This is a genomic window from Nitratidesulfovibrio termitidis HI1, assembly GCF_000504305.1.
GTDB classification, from domain to species: Bacteria; Desulfobacterota; Desulfovibrionia; order Desulfovibrionales; family Desulfovibrionaceae; genus Cupidesulfovibrio; species Cupidesulfovibrio termitidis.
Genome location: NZ_KI632512.1, coordinates 2,904,720 through 2,921,151, shown reverse-complemented (window position 1 = coordinate 2,921,151; position 16,432 = coordinate 2,904,720). Strand labels below are relative to the sequence as shown.

13 protein-coding genes, 1 tRNA gene, 2 rRNA genes and 1 pseudogene (1 of these 17 running past the window's edge) are annotated in these 16,432 nt (G+C 64.8%); 11 read left to right on the top strand and 6 right to left on the bottom strand.

All coding sequences use genetic code 11. The annotated features are described in order from the left end of the window. Positions 1-223: 223 nt before the first annotated feature. Complete coding sequence (locus DESTE_RS11795; protein WP_035067829.1) at positions 224-721, bottom strand: YchJ family protein; 498 nt, start codon at positions 719-721, stop codon at positions 224-226. Between the two features lie 61 nt (positions 722-782). Continuing rightward, positions 783-1,151, bottom strand: coding sequence for a NifB/NifX family molybdenum-iron cluster-binding protein (locus DESTE_RS11790; protein WP_035067827.1), 369 nt, complete (start codon positions 1,149-1,151; stop codon positions 783-785). A gap of 449 nt (positions 1,152-1,600) precedes the next feature. Between DESTE_RS11790 and DESTE_RS11785 the strand changes: the two genes are divergently transcribed. The 9 genes and pseudogenes from DESTE_RS11785 to DESTE_RS18625 all read left to right on the top strand — a co-directional run bounded on the left by DESTE_RS11785 (position 1,601) and on the right by DESTE_RS18625 (position 8,742). Beyond that, entirely contained in the window at positions 1,601-1,999 is a 399-nt protein-coding gene (locus DESTE_RS11785) for a PilZ domain-containing protein (protein ID WP_035067825.1), read from the top strand. A gap of 646 nt (positions 2,000-2,645) precedes the next feature. Then, entirely contained in the window at positions 2,646-3,065 is a 420-nt protein-coding gene (locus tag DESTE_RS11780; RefSeq protein WP_035067823.1) for a hypothetical protein, read from the top strand. A gap of 468 nt (positions 3,066-3,533) precedes the next feature. Then, entirely contained in the window at positions 3,534-4,811 is a 1,278-nt protein-coding gene (gene serS, locus DESTE_RS11775; protein WP_035067821.1) for a serine--tRNA ligase, read from the top strand. A gap of 97 nt (positions 4,812-4,908) precedes the next feature. Continuing rightward, positions 4,909-4,984 (top strand) — tRNA-Lys (locus DESTE_RS11770). Positions 4,985-5,466: 482 nt separating this feature from the next. Then, positions 5,467-6,186, top strand: a complete 720-nt coding sequence (locus tag DESTE_RS11765) for a helix-turn-helix transcriptional regulator (protein WP_035067819.1) — start codon at positions 5,467-5,469, stop codon at positions 6,184-6,186. Between the two features lie 28 nt (positions 6,187-6,214). After that, positions 6,215-6,598, top strand: coding sequence for a RidA family protein (locus tag DESTE_RS11760; protein WP_035067817.1), 384 nt, complete (start codon positions 6,215-6,217; stop codon positions 6,596-6,598). An 11-nt stretch (positions 6,599-6,609) separates the two neighbouring features. Then, positions 6,610-7,809: a threonine synthase gene (locus DESTE_RS11755; RefSeq protein WP_035067815.1), complete on the top strand. Its 1,200-nt coding sequence runs from the start codon at positions 6,610-6,612 to the stop codon at positions 7,807-7,809. A gap of 59 nt (positions 7,810-7,868) precedes the next feature. After that, positions 7,869-8,498 (top strand): annotated as a pseudogene (locus DESTE_RS18630) (dicarboxylate/amino acid:cation symporter); the annotation flags it as partial. Beyond that, the gene (locus DESTE_RS18625; protein WP_342665718.1) at positions 8,455-8,742 is read left to right on the top strand and encodes a cation:dicarboxylate symporter family transporter; all 288 of its coding nucleotides are present in this window, start codon (positions 8,455-8,457) and stop codon (positions 8,740-8,742) included. The pseudogene DESTE_RS18630 and the gene DESTE_RS18625, both read left to right, overlap by 44 nt. Positions 8,743-8,844: 102 nt before the next feature. Here the strand turns inward: DESTE_RS18625 and DESTE_RS11745 are convergent, their stop codons facing one another. Both DESTE_RS11745 and DESTE_RS11740 read right to left on the bottom strand, forming a co-directional pair. Then, positions 8,845-11,550 (bottom strand): ABC transporter permease, encoded by a 2,706-nt coding sequence (locus DESTE_RS11745; protein WP_051384440.1) that lies wholly within the window; start codon positions 11,548-11,550, stop codon positions 8,845-8,847. Beyond that, the gene (locus DESTE_RS11740) at positions 11,547-12,302 is read right to left on the bottom strand and encodes an ABC transporter ATP-binding protein (RefSeq protein ID WP_035067813.1); all 756 of its coding nucleotides are present in this window, start codon (positions 12,300-12,302) and stop codon (positions 11,547-11,549) included. Before DESTE_RS11740 ends, DESTE_RS11745 begins: the two co-directional genes overlap by 4 nt. Positions 12,303-12,399: 97 nt before the next feature. Here DESTE_RS11740 and DESTE_RS11735 point away from each other — a divergent pair, with 97 nt between their 5' ends. Together DESTE_RS11735 and DESTE_RS11730 are read left to right on the top strand one after the other, a co-directional pair. Then, entirely contained in the window at positions 12,400-13,095 is a 696-nt protein-coding gene (locus DESTE_RS11735) for an arylesterase (RefSeq protein ID WP_245590833.1), read from the top strand. Between the two features lie 86 nt (positions 13,096-13,181). Next, the gene (locus DESTE_RS11730; RefSeq protein ID WP_035070238.1) at positions 13,182-13,754 is read left to right on the top strand and encodes a thermonuclease family protein; all 573 of its coding nucleotides are present in this window, start codon (positions 13,182-13,184) and stop codon (positions 13,752-13,754) included. Between the two features lie 520 nt (positions 13,755-14,274). Here the strand turns inward: DESTE_RS11730 and rrf are convergent. Next, a 5S ribosomal RNA gene (gene rrf, locus DESTE_RS11725) occupies positions 14,275-14,389 on the bottom strand. Positions 14,390-14,492: 103 nt separating this feature from the next. Then, positions 14,493-16,432: ribosomal RNA gene (locus DESTE_RS11720) — 23S ribosomal RNA — on the bottom strand (it continues 988 nt past the right edge of the window).

Genomic DNA, 16,432 nt, shown 5'->3' with positions numbered 1-16,432 from the left:
CCCCGGCAGCGCAAGCAGAACCGACAGGATGGGACGGCAGGACCGGACGGAACCGGACGGAACTGAACTGAACTGATCCGGGCAGCCCGGAGGAATGGGGCGAATCGGGCGTACCAGCACCTGCCCGCACGCCCAGTCGCCGCTCCAACCCGCCCCCGAAAAAACAGCGCCGGGGACGGAAGGCATCCCTCCATCCCCGGCGCGAAATCAGGCGGCGGTCAGGCTACTTGCCGCAGCACTTCTTGAACTTCTTGCCGCTGCCACAGGTGCAGGGCTCGTTGCGGCCCACCTTGGGGGCCTCGCGGCGGAACGGCTCCTGCCCGTGCACCAGGCCGTCGGCGTAGTACCACACGCCGTCCTCGCACCGGAAAAAGCTGTCCTCGCGCAGTTCCTGCGGCACGCCGCCCAGCACATAGTGGGCCACGAACGAAACCTCGCCGGTTTCGTCGCCGGGCTGCCCGCCCTTCACGGAAAGCACTTCCAGACCCTTCCAGTCCACGGCCTCGGACCAGGCGCGCATCTCGTCAACGCTGACTTCCTCGCGCATGGCCGGGTGGGTGGAAGTATCCAGGTAGTCGAAGGCGTGCAGGCAGTGGGCGGAATAGCGCGAGCGCATCAGCGCTTCCGCCGTGGGGGCGGGCTTTTCGCCGCGCACGTAGGGGCCGCAGCAGGCATCCAGCGCAAGGCCGGAGCCGCAGGGGCAAAGCGTGGTCTCGGACATGTGGGTCGATCCTTCGGCCCGCCGCCCGACGCTTCGCCCCGCGAAGCCCGTCGGCGTTCCGCTAATGGTTACCGCAGCCGTGATGGCCGTGGGATGTACACAGTTCCTGCCGGTCGGTCAGATGGCCGTCCAGCCAGCTTCGGGCGGCGTCATGCACCGGGCCGGACGCGCCGCGCACCACCTCTATGCCGTGGCGGCGCAGCGTCATCACGGCGCCTTCGCCCATGTTGCCGCCCACCAGAACGCTGACGCCAAGGTCCACCAGCACGGGCACGATGTTCGACTTGCACCCGCAGCCGGGGGGCGGCGTCAGGCGCTCTTCTTTCACAATGTTGCGGGTCTCGTCCACCGTCAGCAGGGTATAATACTCGCAGTGGCCGAAATGTTCGTCAATGATGCCGTCTTTCGAAGGCAGGGCGATTTTGAGCATGGACTGAATTCCTCCGTGGCAGGTATACGTTCCGCACCTGATAATCCTTTGCTCCGGAAAGTCAATGACCACTTACTTCATCGGATTCGTGCAGGCACGGCAGGAAAAGGGCTGCCCGCGCACGTCAGCAGGCACCCGGTGCGGCCCCATGCCGCGTGCCCTTGCGCACACCCGCCGCTGCGCCGCACGACCAGGCCGGGCGCCCAAAAGTGTCGCGTACCCCGCCATGACCGTGCCCCGCACGGGCTTGCCGCCGCCCGCGCCACAGTGCCCGACCGGATGCGACGCAGGGTGGCGCGGCACCACCGCGTGTGATACCCTTGCTGTATGGCTCGGGCCGGAGGCCCGCAGGAGCACCGCCGGGCAGCGCACCCCGTCCTTGCAGGAAGGACGGCGGCAGGAACCGCGCCCCGGCCTCATTTCCACCCCCGCCAGGAGACTTCGGGACCATGACAGACTCCACCACCGATCGGCGCAAGCATTTCCGCCTTCCCAAGCCCTTTCCCGTCGAGGCCAGCGAGATCAGGTTTCCCCCGTCCAGCCAGGGCCGGTTCGAAACCCAGTGCTGCGACATCAGCGCCGGCGGGCTCAGCGTGCACAGCCCCCGCACCTTCGAGCCGGGCACCAAGCTGCAGGTGCGCGTGCACATCCCCACGCTGAACAAGTATTCGCCGGGGTTCTTCAAGGTGTACGAGAACGACGCCGACCAGTACCTGCAAGCCATAGCCGAGGTGACCCGCGCGGAATACTCCGCCGGGGGCTACCTGCTGGGGCTGAAGTATGTGGATGTGGACGAGGATGCCGCCCGCGCCGTGGCCAACATGGTCAACAAGGCCGTGCAAAGCTGACCGCCCGCGGCGCAAGGCCCGGCAGTGGCCGCCGGTGCCGGACGGGTGCTGGCGGGTACCGGGAGCGCGAGTCAAAAACATCCCGCGCCACAACGCAGAACGGCTTGCGGACCGCCCGCAAGCCGTTCTGGAGGAAAAGCTGTCTGCAAAAGAAAGGAAGGTACTTGGGATATAGCAACCCGCGTGCCAACACCGCCCTCAGCAGGCGGTGTTTTGTTTTGTACTGTAAATTCATCAAATTACCTGAAAACACATCCTCTGACCGCCAGGGTGCGGCAAACTCTTTCGTAAAAAAAATTGAACCCCCCCTGTGCGGAAGCATATAAACTGTTCGCTCAGACATTTTTTCTGACCGTCCCACTCCGGACTGTTGCTTGCGAACACCCCGCCCCGGACTTGCTGATAATTCCTTATTTCACAAGGCATTGGACGTGCGCTCACCCTGGCCGGACAGGGGCGGGGGGGCCGAATTCAAAAAATTCTACCCCCACCATGGCCTGTTGAGTCCTTACTCTCACCATTGACATGGGCCATCTCAACTCCCATAGTGAAGATAATGATTGACAGCGCAACCATGTAGGCTGTTCAATCAAACAACGCCCGGAACCATCCGGGACAGATACACTCTCTGATGGAGGTTTCACAAATGCCCGCCCGTCATTCCAGCATCCCCGTGACGCGGCAGGACATCCAGCCTCGCAAGGACAGCGAGGCGGCCCTGTTCCGCAACCGGCTGAAGAAGATCGGCCGCATCCAGGACACCCGTACCCGCGCCCACCGCATCCTGCTGGCGCTGGGTTACGTCATCGCGCTGACCCCGCGCGGTGTGCCTGCGTTTACCCGTGCGCTGGTGCGCAAGGGCGCCAACGTGGTGGTGTGGCTTACCGACGAATCGCGCGAAGGCCTGCCCGCTTCGCTGCGCGCGCCCGCCTGGGCGGGTTTCTACGCGCGCGACGACAGCGACGAGATGGTCTACGACGAGGATTACCACACCCTCATCGACTACCTGCGCGAACTGCATCCCGAACAGATGCGCGTCGCCCCCGAGGTCATGTCCGACAACTGATCGGCGTCCGCCCCCGCGCGCACGCCGGTCACACGACCGGCATCGGGCATCGCCCGGCGCACGGGGACAGCCTGACGGCAGGGTCTCGCCGCCCTCCGTCGGGTTGGCCCGAAAGGAGCCGCTCCAAAAGAGTCGGCCCGAAGAGAGCCGCCCCGAAGAGAGCCGCACGGTTCCGCTCTTTTCGGTCGCCGCGGCCCCCCGCGTACACGCCCCCCTCTCTCCCTGCCCTTGGCTCGCGCTTCATCCTTCCTGTTATCCGCAGCAACGGTGCCGCCGCGCATCGTACAGCCCGACACAGTTCCATCTCGTTCGCCTTCGATCCCTCACATACGGGTACTGCCTGCCACCAGGTGGTCATCCTGTTGCGTTGCCGCACCTTCTTCCGGGCATCCTGCGGCGCGCGTGTTGACGCCCCTCGCGCGATACGGGTATTCTCCGGCGTCTTTTTTCCACAAGGAGAACCCCCGCATGCTCGATCTCAAACTGCTGCAGCGCAGCCCCGAAGTGGTGGCCAAGGCCCTGGCCGACCGGGGCTCGTCGCTCGACATGGCAGAATTCACCGCCCTGGACGAACGCCGCCGCGCCCTGCTGGCCGAGGTGGAAGCCCTGAAGGGCGAACGCAACAAGGCCTCGGGCGAAGTGGCCCGCATGAAGCGCGCAGGCGAAGACGCCGCCCCGCTGCTGGAAAGCCTGTCCGGCCTGTCCGACCGCATCAAGGACCTGGACCGCGAAACCGAAGAGGTGAAGGCCGCCGTCAACGACTGGCTGCTGGCCGTGCCCAATATTCCCGACGCCTCGGTGCCCTTTGGCCGCAGCGAAGCCGACAACCCCGAGGTGCTGCGCTGGGGCGAGCCCCGCGCCTTCTCCTTTGCCCCCAAGGAACACTGGGAGATCGGCACCGCCCTTGGCGGGCTGGACTTCGAGCGCGCGGGCAAGCTGGCGGGCAGCCGTTTTGCCGTGTACCGCACCTGGGCGGCCCGCATGGAACGCGCCCTGGCCAACTTCTTTCTGGATACGCACATCACCGAGCACGGCTACGTGGAAATCATCCCGCCGTTCATGGTCAACCGCAAGACCATGACCGGCACCGGCCAGCTGCCCAAGTTCGAGGAAGACCTGTTCAAGCTCGAAGGGTGGGACTACTTCCTGATCCCCACGGCGGAAGTGCCGCTGACCAACCTGCACGCGGACGAAGCGCTGGAAGAAGCGCAGCTGCCCCTGGGCTACGCGGCCATGACCCCGTGCTTCCGCTCCGAAGCGGGCAGCTACGGCAAGGATACGCGCGGCCTGATCCGCCAGCACCAGTTCACCAAGGTGGAAATGGTGCGCTTCGCCCATCCGGATCGTTCGTTCGACGAACTGGAAAAGATGCGCGGCCACGCCGAGGTGCTGTTGCAACGCCTGGGCCTGCCCTACCGGGTGATCACCCTGTGCACGGGCGACATGGGTTTCTCGTCGGCCAAGACCTACGACATCGAGGTCTGGCTGCCCGGCCAGAACACCTACCGCGAGATTTCGTCGTGCTCCAACTGCGGCGACTTCCAGGCGCGCCGCGCGGGCATCCGCTTCCGCCCGGCAGGCGGCGGCAAGCCCGAATTCGCGCACACCCTGAACGGCTCCGGCCTGGCCGTTGGCCGCGCCCTGGTGGCGGTCATCGAAAACTACCAGCAGGAAGATGGATCGGTGGTCATACCCGAAGTGCTGCGCCCCTACATGGGCGGCATGGAACGGGTGGCGGCGGAATAGCCCCGGCAGCCGCACTCCCCCCTGCGGGCCTTGCGGAACAGGCGTTGCGGCATTCTTGACGCCCGCCGCAACCCAGCGTATAAGACCTCTCCCTTTCGGGTCGTTAACTCAGTAGGTAGAGTATCTGCCTTTTAAGCAGAGAGTCGCAGGTTCGAGCCCCGCACGACCCACCAGAGACCAAAGGACCTGGAGCACCCCGCTCCAGGTCCTTTTTCATTTCCCGACAGCATTCCCCACACAAGCCCCCCAACATCCCGCCCCCCGTTGCCATACGTTCGTACGGGGCTGCCCCCTCCGCCGCGTCATCGTGAACACTCCGTGGACAATGGCGTGCTGGGGGCGTGGTCGACCGGGACAGCACACACGCCAACCGCACACACGCCACCGCCCGGCCTCCCCGCCATGCCGTGGCACAGAGTGCGGCGCACATGGCCCGACAGCGCTCTGCAGGCAGTGCCGGCAAGAGGCAAGAGATTGCCTCGCCCATTCCAGCCGGGCCGCGCGCCACACCTTTTCACGCAATGGGCATGCCCGGCCCTGTGTGCCGTTTCAGAAGCGGATCGTATATAAAAAATTTTTTAAAAAACAAAAATTTGTTGACGTGATATTTCCAGCGCGCCATAGTGGTTGTGCAAACGGGAACAAGGAGATTGGCATGACTTCGGAAAAAAAGCCGCAACGCACCACCGGTGCAACAACAGCGAACACCACGCGGGCCTCTGGCGATCAGGCCGAGCGCGCGATCATTTTCGAGAACATGAAGCAGGTGGCGCGCACGGTGGTGAGCACCTTTGGCCGCAATTGCGAAATAGCCCTGCACGACTTCCAGGATCTCGAGCATTCGCTGGTTCACCTCGAGGGCACGGTTACGGGGCGCAACCTGGGCGCTCCCATCACCAACCTCGTGATCAAGGCATGGCGCAAGGAAGGCGATGCGGTGCGCGACCTCGTGAATTATCCGAGCACCTCGCGCGGCGGTCACCGACTCAAATCGTCCACGAGCTTTCTGCGCGACGGGGCGGGCCGGGTCATCGGCGCATTCTGTCTCAACTTCGACCTGAGCGAGTTCGAGGCAATGCACAGCGCCATAGACGACCTTACCCGCGTGGATTCGCTTGAGGACAAGGGAGTGGGTGAAACCTTCGCCGCCTACATCAACGAAACCAACGACGCGGTCATGGAAGCGGCCATTCGCAAGGCGGGCAGGCACCCTTCGGGCATGAACAGAGCTGAAAAGCTTGAATTCATTCGTATTCTTGATGGCGAGGGCGCGTTCCTCATCAAGGGCATGGTCAGCTACGTCGCCACGGCCATGAACGTGTCCATCTACACGGTCTACAACTACATGCGCCAGATCAAGGGCGGCCAGCGCTGACGCCGCCGAAACCAAAAGGAGCACCCGGATGAAAGAAACTGTCGTCACCAAACTGGCCCCGGCGGCCATTGGCCCCTACGCGCAGGCCATCAAGGCGGGGGGACTCGTTTTCGCCTCGGGGCAGATACCTCTTCAGCCCGAAACGGGAGAGGTGGAGGGAACGGACATCAAGGCCCAGACCCGGCGGAGCCTGGAAAACCTCGCCGCCGTGCTTGCCGCCGCCGACAGCGGGCTTGATGCCGTCGTGAAGACCACGGTGTTCATCACCGACATGGCCGAGTTTCCGGCGGTGAACGAAGTGTACGCCACGTACTTTCCGACCGACCCGCCAGCGCGCTCCTGCGTGGCCGTGGCGGCGTTGCCGCGCGGCGTCCGGGTAGAGATCGAAGCCATCGCCACCTCGAAAGCCTGAGGAGAACCCAGATGTTTGTGAAGAACCTGCTGTGCCCCAAATGCCGGGCCACCTATGACAGCGAAAAGGTGATCCAGCTCTGCGAATGCGGCGCGCCCCTGCTTGTCACCTACGATCTCGAAAAGGCCGCCAGGGCCCTGACGAAGGACGCCCTGGCGAAGCGGCCCGCCACCCTGTGGCGTTACCGCGAACTGCTGCCGGTGCGCGATGCGCGCAACATCGTCAGCCTTGGCGAGGGGATGACGCCGCTGGTGCATTTCGAGCGGCTGGGCGCGGACGTGGACATGCCCGAACTGTACATGAAGGACGAGGGCATCATTCCCACCGGCACCTTCAAGGCGCGCGGCGCGACCGTGGGCGTTTCACGCGCCAAGGAACTGGGCATCGCCACGCTTGCCATGCCCACGAACGGCAATGCCGGGGGCGCATGGTCCGCCTATTGCGCCCCGGCGGGCATCCGTTCGGTCATCGTCATGCCCAAGGACGCGCCGGAAATGAACCGCAAGGAAATCGCCGTTACCGGCGCCTCGCTGTTCCTGGTCAACGGACTCATTTCCGACGCGGGCAAGATCGTGGCGCGAGCGGTCAAGGCGCACGGATGGTTCGACGCCTCGACCCTCAAGGAGCCGTACCGGATCGAGGGCAAGAAGACCATGGGCCTGGAGCTTGCCGAGCAGTTCGGGGGGGAAGTCCCGGACGTGATCCTGTACCCCACTGGTGGCGGCGTCGGGCTCATCGGGATTTACAAGGGGCTGCGCGAACTTCAGGCCATGGGCTGGATCGGGGACAAGCTGCCCCGGCTGGTGGCCGTTCAGGCAACGGGGTGCGCCCCCATCGTCAAGGCGTTTGATGAGGGACGGAAGGAATCGACCTTCTGGGAAAATGCCCGGACCTGCGCGTTCGGCATCACCGTGCCCAAGGCCCTTGGCGACTTCCTGGTGCTGGACGCGATCGCCAAGACCGGCGGTTGCGCCATCGCCATCGACGACGCGGACACCCTGAAGGCGCAAAAGATGATCGCCCTGCGCGAAGGCGCGTTCATTTGCCCCGAGGGCGCCACCACGCTGGCCGCAGCCATGGAACTGCGCCGCAGGGGCTGGATAGGGAGAAAGGACCGGGTGGTGCTGCTGAACACGGGCACGGGCCTGAAGTACCCGGAAACCGTGGATTGCAGCCCGCCATTGCTCCAGCCGGATCAGGATATCGACTAGGCGCGGCGAGCAGGAAGGAAGGATGCTCGCGTTGAAACGTGCATGTCCGTAAGAGGCATATGCCCCGGGCCGGGCGGCTGCGGCTGCCACCGCGCGCCGCCCGGCGTAACGGGGTGCGAACCCCCATTACACTGAAGCCAGAGGAGCATCCCATGTCTCAAGGAGTCCGCAAGCTCAGTCTTCCGACGCAGATGGCCATAGGAATGGCCGCCGGCCTGTTGGCCGGGATGGTGGCCCCGTCCATACACGTGGAAGCGGCGTTCTTCAAGCCCCTTGGTCAGTTGTTCATCAGTCTTGTGCGCATGGTGGTCGTCCCCCTGGTTTTCGCCACGCTGGTGGCCGGTGCAGCGGGCATCGACGATGCCCGCAAGCTGGGCCGCGTGGCCACGAAAACCCTTATCTACTACTTCGCCACCACCGGCTTCGCCGTTGCCATCGGCCTGTTCATCGCCAATCTCGTCGAGCCGGGAACAGGGTTGAATCTTGCCACCACGGGGCTGAAGGCCAAGGACATCACGCCGCCGAACATGGTCGACACCCTGCTCAACATCGTCCCCATCAACCCCGTGGACGCCATGGCCAAGGGCAACATGCTCCAGGTCATCTTCTTTGCCGTGGTTTTCGGCTTCGCGCTGAGCTCCGTGGGTGAGACAGGACGGCCGCTGCTGCGATTTTTCGAGCAGGTGGCAGAGGTCATGGTGCGTGTCACGAATATCGTCATGCTTTACGCTCCCATCGGCGTGTTCGGTGATCTTCACGCAGGTGGGCATACCGCTGGAAGGGATCGCCCTTGTGGCGGGCGTAGACCGTGTGATGGACATGGCCCGCACCACCCTGAACGTTCTGGGCGATGCGACCGGCGCGGTTGTGGTTTCCCGCCTTGAGGGTGATCTGACCCCCATGGAAGAGGACGCCGTGACGCAGGACGCCTGACGCTCCTGCATGGCGGGCAGCGCGAATGCATCAAGGCCCCACGGAACCTCCGTGGGGCCTTTTCGTTTCCGCCGCAATACGAACGCCCAACGGCGCCTGTTTCTACTCGTTCCGCAGATATGGCGCGGGCTTTTCCTTCAGGGCGCGCGCAGTGCCCGCCAGCCCGAACACCAGCGCAAAGGCCACGCACGCGGCCACCGTGCCCGCCACCACGCCGGGGTACACGGCAAAGGGCAGCTTCAGCAGGCCGCGCACGGCGGCCCATGCGGCCAGGGTGCCCGTCCCCGCGCTGAACAGCCCGGTGACCAGCCCCGTGGTCAGGAATTCCGTGACCAGCGCCAGCAATATGTCACGCCGGGTGGCCCCGCACACCTTGTAGATCACCGCGTCGTAGATGCGCCGCTGCCGGTCGGCCAGAATGGCCCCGGCCACCACCAGCAGCCCGGTGGCCAGCATCACCCCGGCCATGGCCTGGAACATCACGCCCATGCGTTCCATGAGCACGCGCACCTCGCCCAGAATCTCGCGCATGCTGATGGCCGTCACGTTGGCGTGCGCCGCCGTCACCGTGCGGTACAGCCCGTCCATGCCCGCGCCGGAGCCATAGGCCGTCACCACCCACGTGGCCGGGGCGCGGTCCAGCAGGCCGGGCGCGAACAGCACGGCGAACTGCAACTGGAAAGTCATCCAGTCCACCTTGCGCACGTTGGCGATGGTGGCCGTCACCTCTCGCCCCAGAATGTTGAAGGTCAGGCTGTCGCCCACGGTCACGCCGAAGCCGCGCGCCAGATCGTCCGACAGGGATATGATGGGCGCCCCGCTGTAGTCGGGCGGCCACCACGTGCCCGCCGTCAGTTCCGTGTCCGGCGGGGGCGTGGCCGCATGGCTCAGCCCCCGGTCGCCGCGCACGGCCCACTGGGCTTCGGGGGCCACGGCCACGTCCTGCACGGGCGCCCCCTTGATGCGCACGATGCGTCCGCGCACCATGGGGGCGTTGTCAATGCGCGTGACCCCGGGGGCATTGCCCAGCGCCTCGAATTCCGCCACCTGGTCGGGCAGCACGTTGATGAAGAAGAACGCCGGGGCATCGCGTGACAGGTCGCGGGCCAGGGACGCGTTAAGGTTGCGCTCCACCTGGGCAATGCCCACCAGTGCGGTAAGGCCCAGCCCCAGCGCAAAGACCATGTTCACCGTGGGCGCGCCGGGCCTGTGGATGGACGCCAGCCCCAGCCGCACGCTGGGATTGCCCGCATGCGGCGCGCGGCGCGCCCCGGCCCGCAGGCCCCAGGCCACCACGCGGAACACCGCGAAGCACCCCGCGCACCCGGCCATGAACCCCCATGCCAGCCGCGCGTCGGGCGTGAACAGCCACACCAGCCCGGCCAGCACGGCAAATCCCGTCCCCACCAGCACCCGGCCCGCCGGGGTCAGCCCGTTGCCGCCGCCCGCCACGTAGCCCCGGAACAGGGTGGCCGGACGCACCGCCCCGGCCAGCAGCAGGGGACGCAGCGAAAAGGCCAGCAGGATGGCCAGCCCCAGCAGGGCCGCGCGCAGCAGCGGCGCCACGTGGATGGACGCATCCAGTTGCACGGGAATGAACTGGCCTGTCAGCCCGGCGGCCAGGTGCGGCACGGCAGCGCCCAGGGCGCACCCGGCCACGATGCCCGCGCCGCCGATGAGCAGTATCTGAAACAGGTAGGTCCACAGTACGGTGGCCACGCCGCCTCCCACGCACTTCAGCGTGGCGATGGAGGCCATGCGGCTGGCAAGGTACCCGCGCACCGCCTCGGCAATGCCAAGGCCGCCCACCAGCAGCGCGGCGATGCCGATGAGCATGAGGTCGGTGTCCACCCGGTCCAGCAGGTTGCGGATGCGCGGCACGGCGCGGCTGTAAGATTCCACGCGCCACCCGGCATCGGGAAAGGCCGTGCGGGCGGCTTCCACAAAGGCCGCCACCGTGGCCTCGTCGGCGGAACGGAAGGGGACACGTGAAGGATTGGTCGGGCTCTGGCCAACGGAGGACGCAGGGGCCGCGGCATCGCTGCCCACAATCCCGTCGGGGCCGGGCAGACGCACCCGCGCGCCGCTTTGCAGCAGGGTGCCGGGCACCAGCAGGCCGGTGCGCTCCAGCCCCGCCAGCGACATGAGCACGCGCGGCCCGTAGGTGATGCCCTGCACCACCCGGTCCGGCTCGCCCAGCAGGGTGGCGGCAATGCGGAAACGCTGGGTGCCCACGCTGATCGCGTCGCCCACCCGCACGCTGAAGCGTTCCAGCAGCAGCGGGTCCACCACCACGCCAGGCAGAAGGGGGCCATCGCCGGGCTTGCCGTTATCTGGCTGCCCATTGCCGGATTTGTCACCGCCGGTCTTGCCGCCAGCCACCGGGCCGTCGCGCAGGGCATCGGCAAGCGACTGGGGCGGGTCCAGGGTCACCGCGCCGTACAGGGGGTAGGCCGCATCCACGCCCTTCAGCGCCACCATGGCGGTGTCGTCACCGTTGGGTGTTGCCGCGCGGGCCATCCCACGCAGCGAGATCACCTGGCTCACCGTGCCGCGTGCGGACAGCCAGGCCAACTCCTCGGCCGGGGGCTGCTGGGTGGCGAATTCCACCGATGCGTCGCCGCCAAGCAGGGCCCGCGCATCGCGCGCAAGGCCCGCCCGCACCGCCTCGGAAATGGACCCCACGGCGGCAATGGCGAACACCCCCAGGAACATGCACCCCAGAAACACCGCCAGTCGGCGCTGGCCGGAACGCAATTCGCGCAGGGCCAGCCGGAAGGCCAGGCCAAGATCACGCGCGCCGATCATGCGCGCTCTCCGTCGCCCGCGAGGTCAGACTGCGCAGGCGCAAGCGGCGCATCCGGCACGCCAGCCGCCGCACCTTCGTGCAGCCTGCCGTCCTCCATGCGCACCTGCCGCCCACACTGCGCGGCCAGCCCCCGGTCATGGGTAATCAGCACCAGCGTGGTGGCGTTCTCCTCGCGCAGGCGGAACAGATGCTCGATGACCCGGCGTCCCGTTTCCGTGTCCAGGTTGCCGGTGGGTTCATCGGCCAGAATCACGCGCGGGGCAGAGGCAAAGGCCCGCGCCAGCGCCACACGCTGTTGCTCCCCGCCGGAAAGTTCCGCCGGGTAGTGCCCGGCGCGGCCTTCCAGCCCCACGGCAGCCAGCGCGGCCATGGCCCTGTCGCGGGCGTCCGGCGCATGCGAAAATTCCAGCGGCAGCGCGGCATTTTCCAGCGCGGTCATGGTGGGCACCAGATGGAACGACTGGAACACGATGCCCAGATGCGCCCGCCGGAACCGGGCCAGCGCATCCTCGTCCATGCCGCCAAGGTCGTGCCCTGCCACGCGCACCGTACCGCTGCTTGGCCGTTCCAGTCCGGCCATGATCATCAGGGTGGTGGTCTTGCCCGAGCCGGACGGCCCCACGATGGCCACGGTTTCTCCGGCCTGCACGGAAAGGTCCACCCCCCGCAGGATGTTGACCTGGCCAGAACCGCCCACTAGGTTGAGATGTATACCGGAGAGAACAATGATCGGATCTGTCACGCGAATCACCTTTGGCGGATGGGGTAGATGCCGGGCGCTGGCCCCGGCGGGACGGCCCACGAAGACGATGGGCCGGGCTGTGGCGATATGCCCGTCGCTTTTTCGGATGCCTGGCCTGCCGACATGCCGGGCGCTGATCCTCACGGCGGCGCTGTGCGTGCTGTCGGCCCTCACGGCCCTTGCGCTGGCGCTGCTGCCCCCGGCCACGGCCCGGGCTGCCAGCGGCGGCAATACCTCCATACCGCATATCCTCGTGCTGGGCGACAGTCTGGTGGCGGGGTACGGGCTGGGACCGGACGAGGCCTTTCCCGAACGGCTTGGCGCCGCGCTGCACGCCAAGGGCCGCCCGGTGCGCATCACCAATGCCGGGGTCTCGGGCGATACATCCGCCGGGGGGCTTGCGCGGGTGGAATGGTCGCTGGCAGACAAGCCAGACCTGCTGATCCTGGAACTGGGCGCCAACGATGGCCTGCGCGGCCTGCCGGTGGACGACCTGCACCGCAACCTGGCGGCCATCATCGAAATCTGCCGCAGGAACGGCGTCCGCGTGCTGCTGGCAGGCATGCGCGCCCCGCTGAACATGGGAAGCGACTATGCCCGGCGCTTCGATGCGGTGTACCCGGAACTGGCAAAACAGTATGGCCTGACGCTGTATCCCTTCTTTCTGGATGGGGTGGCGCTGGACCGCGCGCTGAACCTGCCCGACGGCATGCATCCCAACCCGAAGGGCGTCCAGATCATCGTGGAGCGCATGCTGCCCGTGGTCGAGCGCGAGCTTGATGCGCTGACGGCTGGAAACTGAGCTGCATGCGCCTGCCCGCATCGTTTCCATTCCGGCTACCGCGCCAGACGCGCCGATCTCAGCTGCCCCGCCGCATCCCGTGGCGCATGCTGGCACGCCCCGGCTCTGTGCTCGGGGTGCTACTGGCGCTCGCTCTTTGGGTATTGGCCGGGCTGGAGCCGTGGCAGGGCCGCGTGGTCGGCGTGCCCGACGGGGATACCATCGTGGTACGCGATGAGCGGGGGCGCGACGTGCGGGTGCGCCTGTACGGCATCGATGCGCCGGAACTGCATCAGCGAGGGGGCGAGAAGGCGCGCGAACTGCTGCTGCGCATGGTCATGGATCGCAAGGTATACCTTGTGACCATTGACCGCGACGGCTATGGGCGTGACGTGGCCCATGTGCGCACGGCACCCTTCCCGTGGGTTCAGGGTCCCGCCCCCACGCAAAAGGATGACGACGCCCCAACAGGTGGCGCCAACGGGACGGACCTCAGCAGCGACATCAATGGGGACATGCTGCGCGCCGGGCAGGCGTGGTTCTACGGGGAATATTGTCGGCTGCCTTACCCTTGTCTGGGCTGGTATTTCGTCGCAGACGAGGCCCGCGAGACCAACATCGGCCTGTGGAAGGCCCGCAATCCCACACCACCGTGGGAATGGCGCCGCAAGAACAGGTAGGGGCCCGTGCAGAGCCGGATATGGCCTTCTGGCGTACTCACCCGGACTTCCATATCCTAACCGTACCCCACGGCCTGACGAACCGACAGCCCGCTTCCGCTCACCTCCCCCCTTCGTCAACATACCGCCCCGTTGCATGCCGCGCAGCAATGGCGTGCTCGCGCCGGGCATGAACAGTATGACAGCGCTTCGGCAACTTGCCTTGCGGGCATGGTGCCGGAAGATATGCCATGAGCGCAAAGCACACGGCAGACGAAGTGCCGGAGGCGCACGGAAAACGCGACAACACAGGCGGGCAGCGGGGACTCGGCTCAGGCCCGCTGGACTGCCCCCGCAACAACAGCACCAGCCGTCAATCCCGGACCAACAGCACCATCCGGCACTGGGCAGTAACCTGCCTTGTTGAAACAGCGGCAGGCATTCTCTTTGGTTTCCAGACGCACGAAGGCCCCGGTGATTGCTCACCGGGGCCTTTCGCGGATGTGGTCGGGATGCGGTTATGCATCCCTGGTAAAATAAGTGCTGGCATCGGCCTACTTTCCCACGCAAGAGTACGCAGTATCATCGGCGATGGAGGGCTTAACTTCCGAGTTCGGAATGGGATCGGGTGTACCCCCTCCTCCATGGACACCAGCACAAATTTCTGGTCACCGTCCGGCAAGGCTGGCTATTGAGCGCCGCCACATCGGCCGGGACCGAAAGATGTAATCAAACAGGGTGGAAAGGAAGTGTAGAGAAGAAAACAAGGCGCACGGGCTATTAGTACTGGTCAGCTGAATGCGTCACCGCATGTATACCTCCAGCCTATCAACCGGGTTGTCTACCCGGGCCCTTCAGCTCCGAAGAGAGGGAGACCTTATCTTGAGGCAGGCTTCCCGCTTAGATGCTTTCAGCGGTTATCCCTTCCGCACATAGCTACCCTGCTGTGCCACTGGCGTGACAACAGGACCACCAGGGGTGCGTCCATCCCGGTCCTCTCGTACTAGGGACAGGCCCTCTCAAGTCTCCTACGCCCACAGAAGATAGGGACCAAACTGTCTCACGACGTTTTAAACCCAGCTCGCGTACCACTTTAAACGGCGAACAGCCGTACCCTTGGGACCTGCTTCAGCCCCAGGATGTGATGAGCCGACATCGAGGTGCCAAACCGCGCCGTCGATATGAACTCTTGGGCGCGATCAGCCTGTTATCCCCGGCGTACCTTTTATCCAATGAGCGATGGCCCTTCCATGCGGAACCACCGGATCACTAACGCCGACTTTCGTCCCTGCTCGACATGTCTGTCTTGCAGTCAAGCTCCCTTATGCGTTTGCACTCGACGCCTGGTTTCCGATCAGGCTGAGGGAACCTTTGCGTGCCTCCGTTATTGTTTGGGAGGCGACCGCCCCAGTCAAACTACCCACCAGACACTGTCTCCATCCCGGGTAACGGGTATGGATTAGAGCCTTAGACTTGCAAGGGTGGTATTTCAAGGTTGGCTCCCCCCATACTGGCGTACAGGGTTCACAGCCTCCCACCTATCCTACACATGCAAGCCCAAAACCCAATGTCAAGCTATAGTAAAGGTGCACAGGGTCTTTCCGTCTTTCTGCGGGTACACGGCATTTTCACCGCGACTTCAATTTCACCGAGTCTCTGGCCGAGACAGTAGGGAGATCGTTACGCCATTCGTGCAGGTCGGAACTTACCCGACAAGGAATTTCGCTACCTTAGGACCGTTATAGTTACGGCCGCCGTTTACCGGGGCTTCGATTCAAAGCTTCGCTTGCGCTGACCTCTCCTCTTAACCTTCCGGCACCGGGCAGGCGTCAGTCCCTATACGTCGTCTTGCGACTTAGCAGAGACCTATGTTTTTAGTAAACAGTCGCCACCCTCATTTCTCTGCGGCTCTCGTGGGCTTAGAGAGTAAATCCTTCACCCATAAGAGCACCCCTTCTTCCGAAGTTACGGGGTTATTTTGCCGAGTTCCTTGGCCAGAGTTCTCTCGAGCGCCTTGGGTTATTCACCCCACCCACCTGTGTTGGTTTCCGGTACGGTTCGCACGCGCTAAACTTAGGAGCTTTTCTAGGCAGTAGAGGCTCAACAGCTTCAGACCTTGCGGTCACGGACTCGCGTCTCGGCCTTGAAGAGGGCGGATTTGCCTACCCTCAAGCCTACCTGCTTGCACCGGCTAAGCCAACAGCCGGCCTGCCTACCTTCCTGCGTCCCTCCATCGCACACACGCGCAAGTACGGGAATATTAACCCGTTTTCCATCGGCTACGGCTTTCGCCCTCGCCTTAGGGACCGACTAACCCTGGGAAGATTACCTTTACCCAGGAAACCTTGGGTTTACGGCGAACAGGTTTTTCACCTGTTTTATCGTTACTCATGTCAGCATAATCACTTCCCTGCAGTCCAGCATGCCTTCCAGCACACCTTCTGCCCGCAGGGAACGCTCCCCTACCGATCGCCTAAGCGATCCCGAAGCTTCGGTACCATGCTTAGCCCCGTTACATTTTCGGCGCAGAGTCATTAGACCAGTGAGCTATTACGCTTTCTTTAAACGATGGCTGCTTCTAAGCCAACGTCCTGGCTGTCTGAACAACTCCACCACCTTGACCACTGAGCATGGATTTGGAGACCTTAGCTGTCGATCTGGGCTGTTTCCCTTTTGACGACGGACCTTCGCACCCGCCG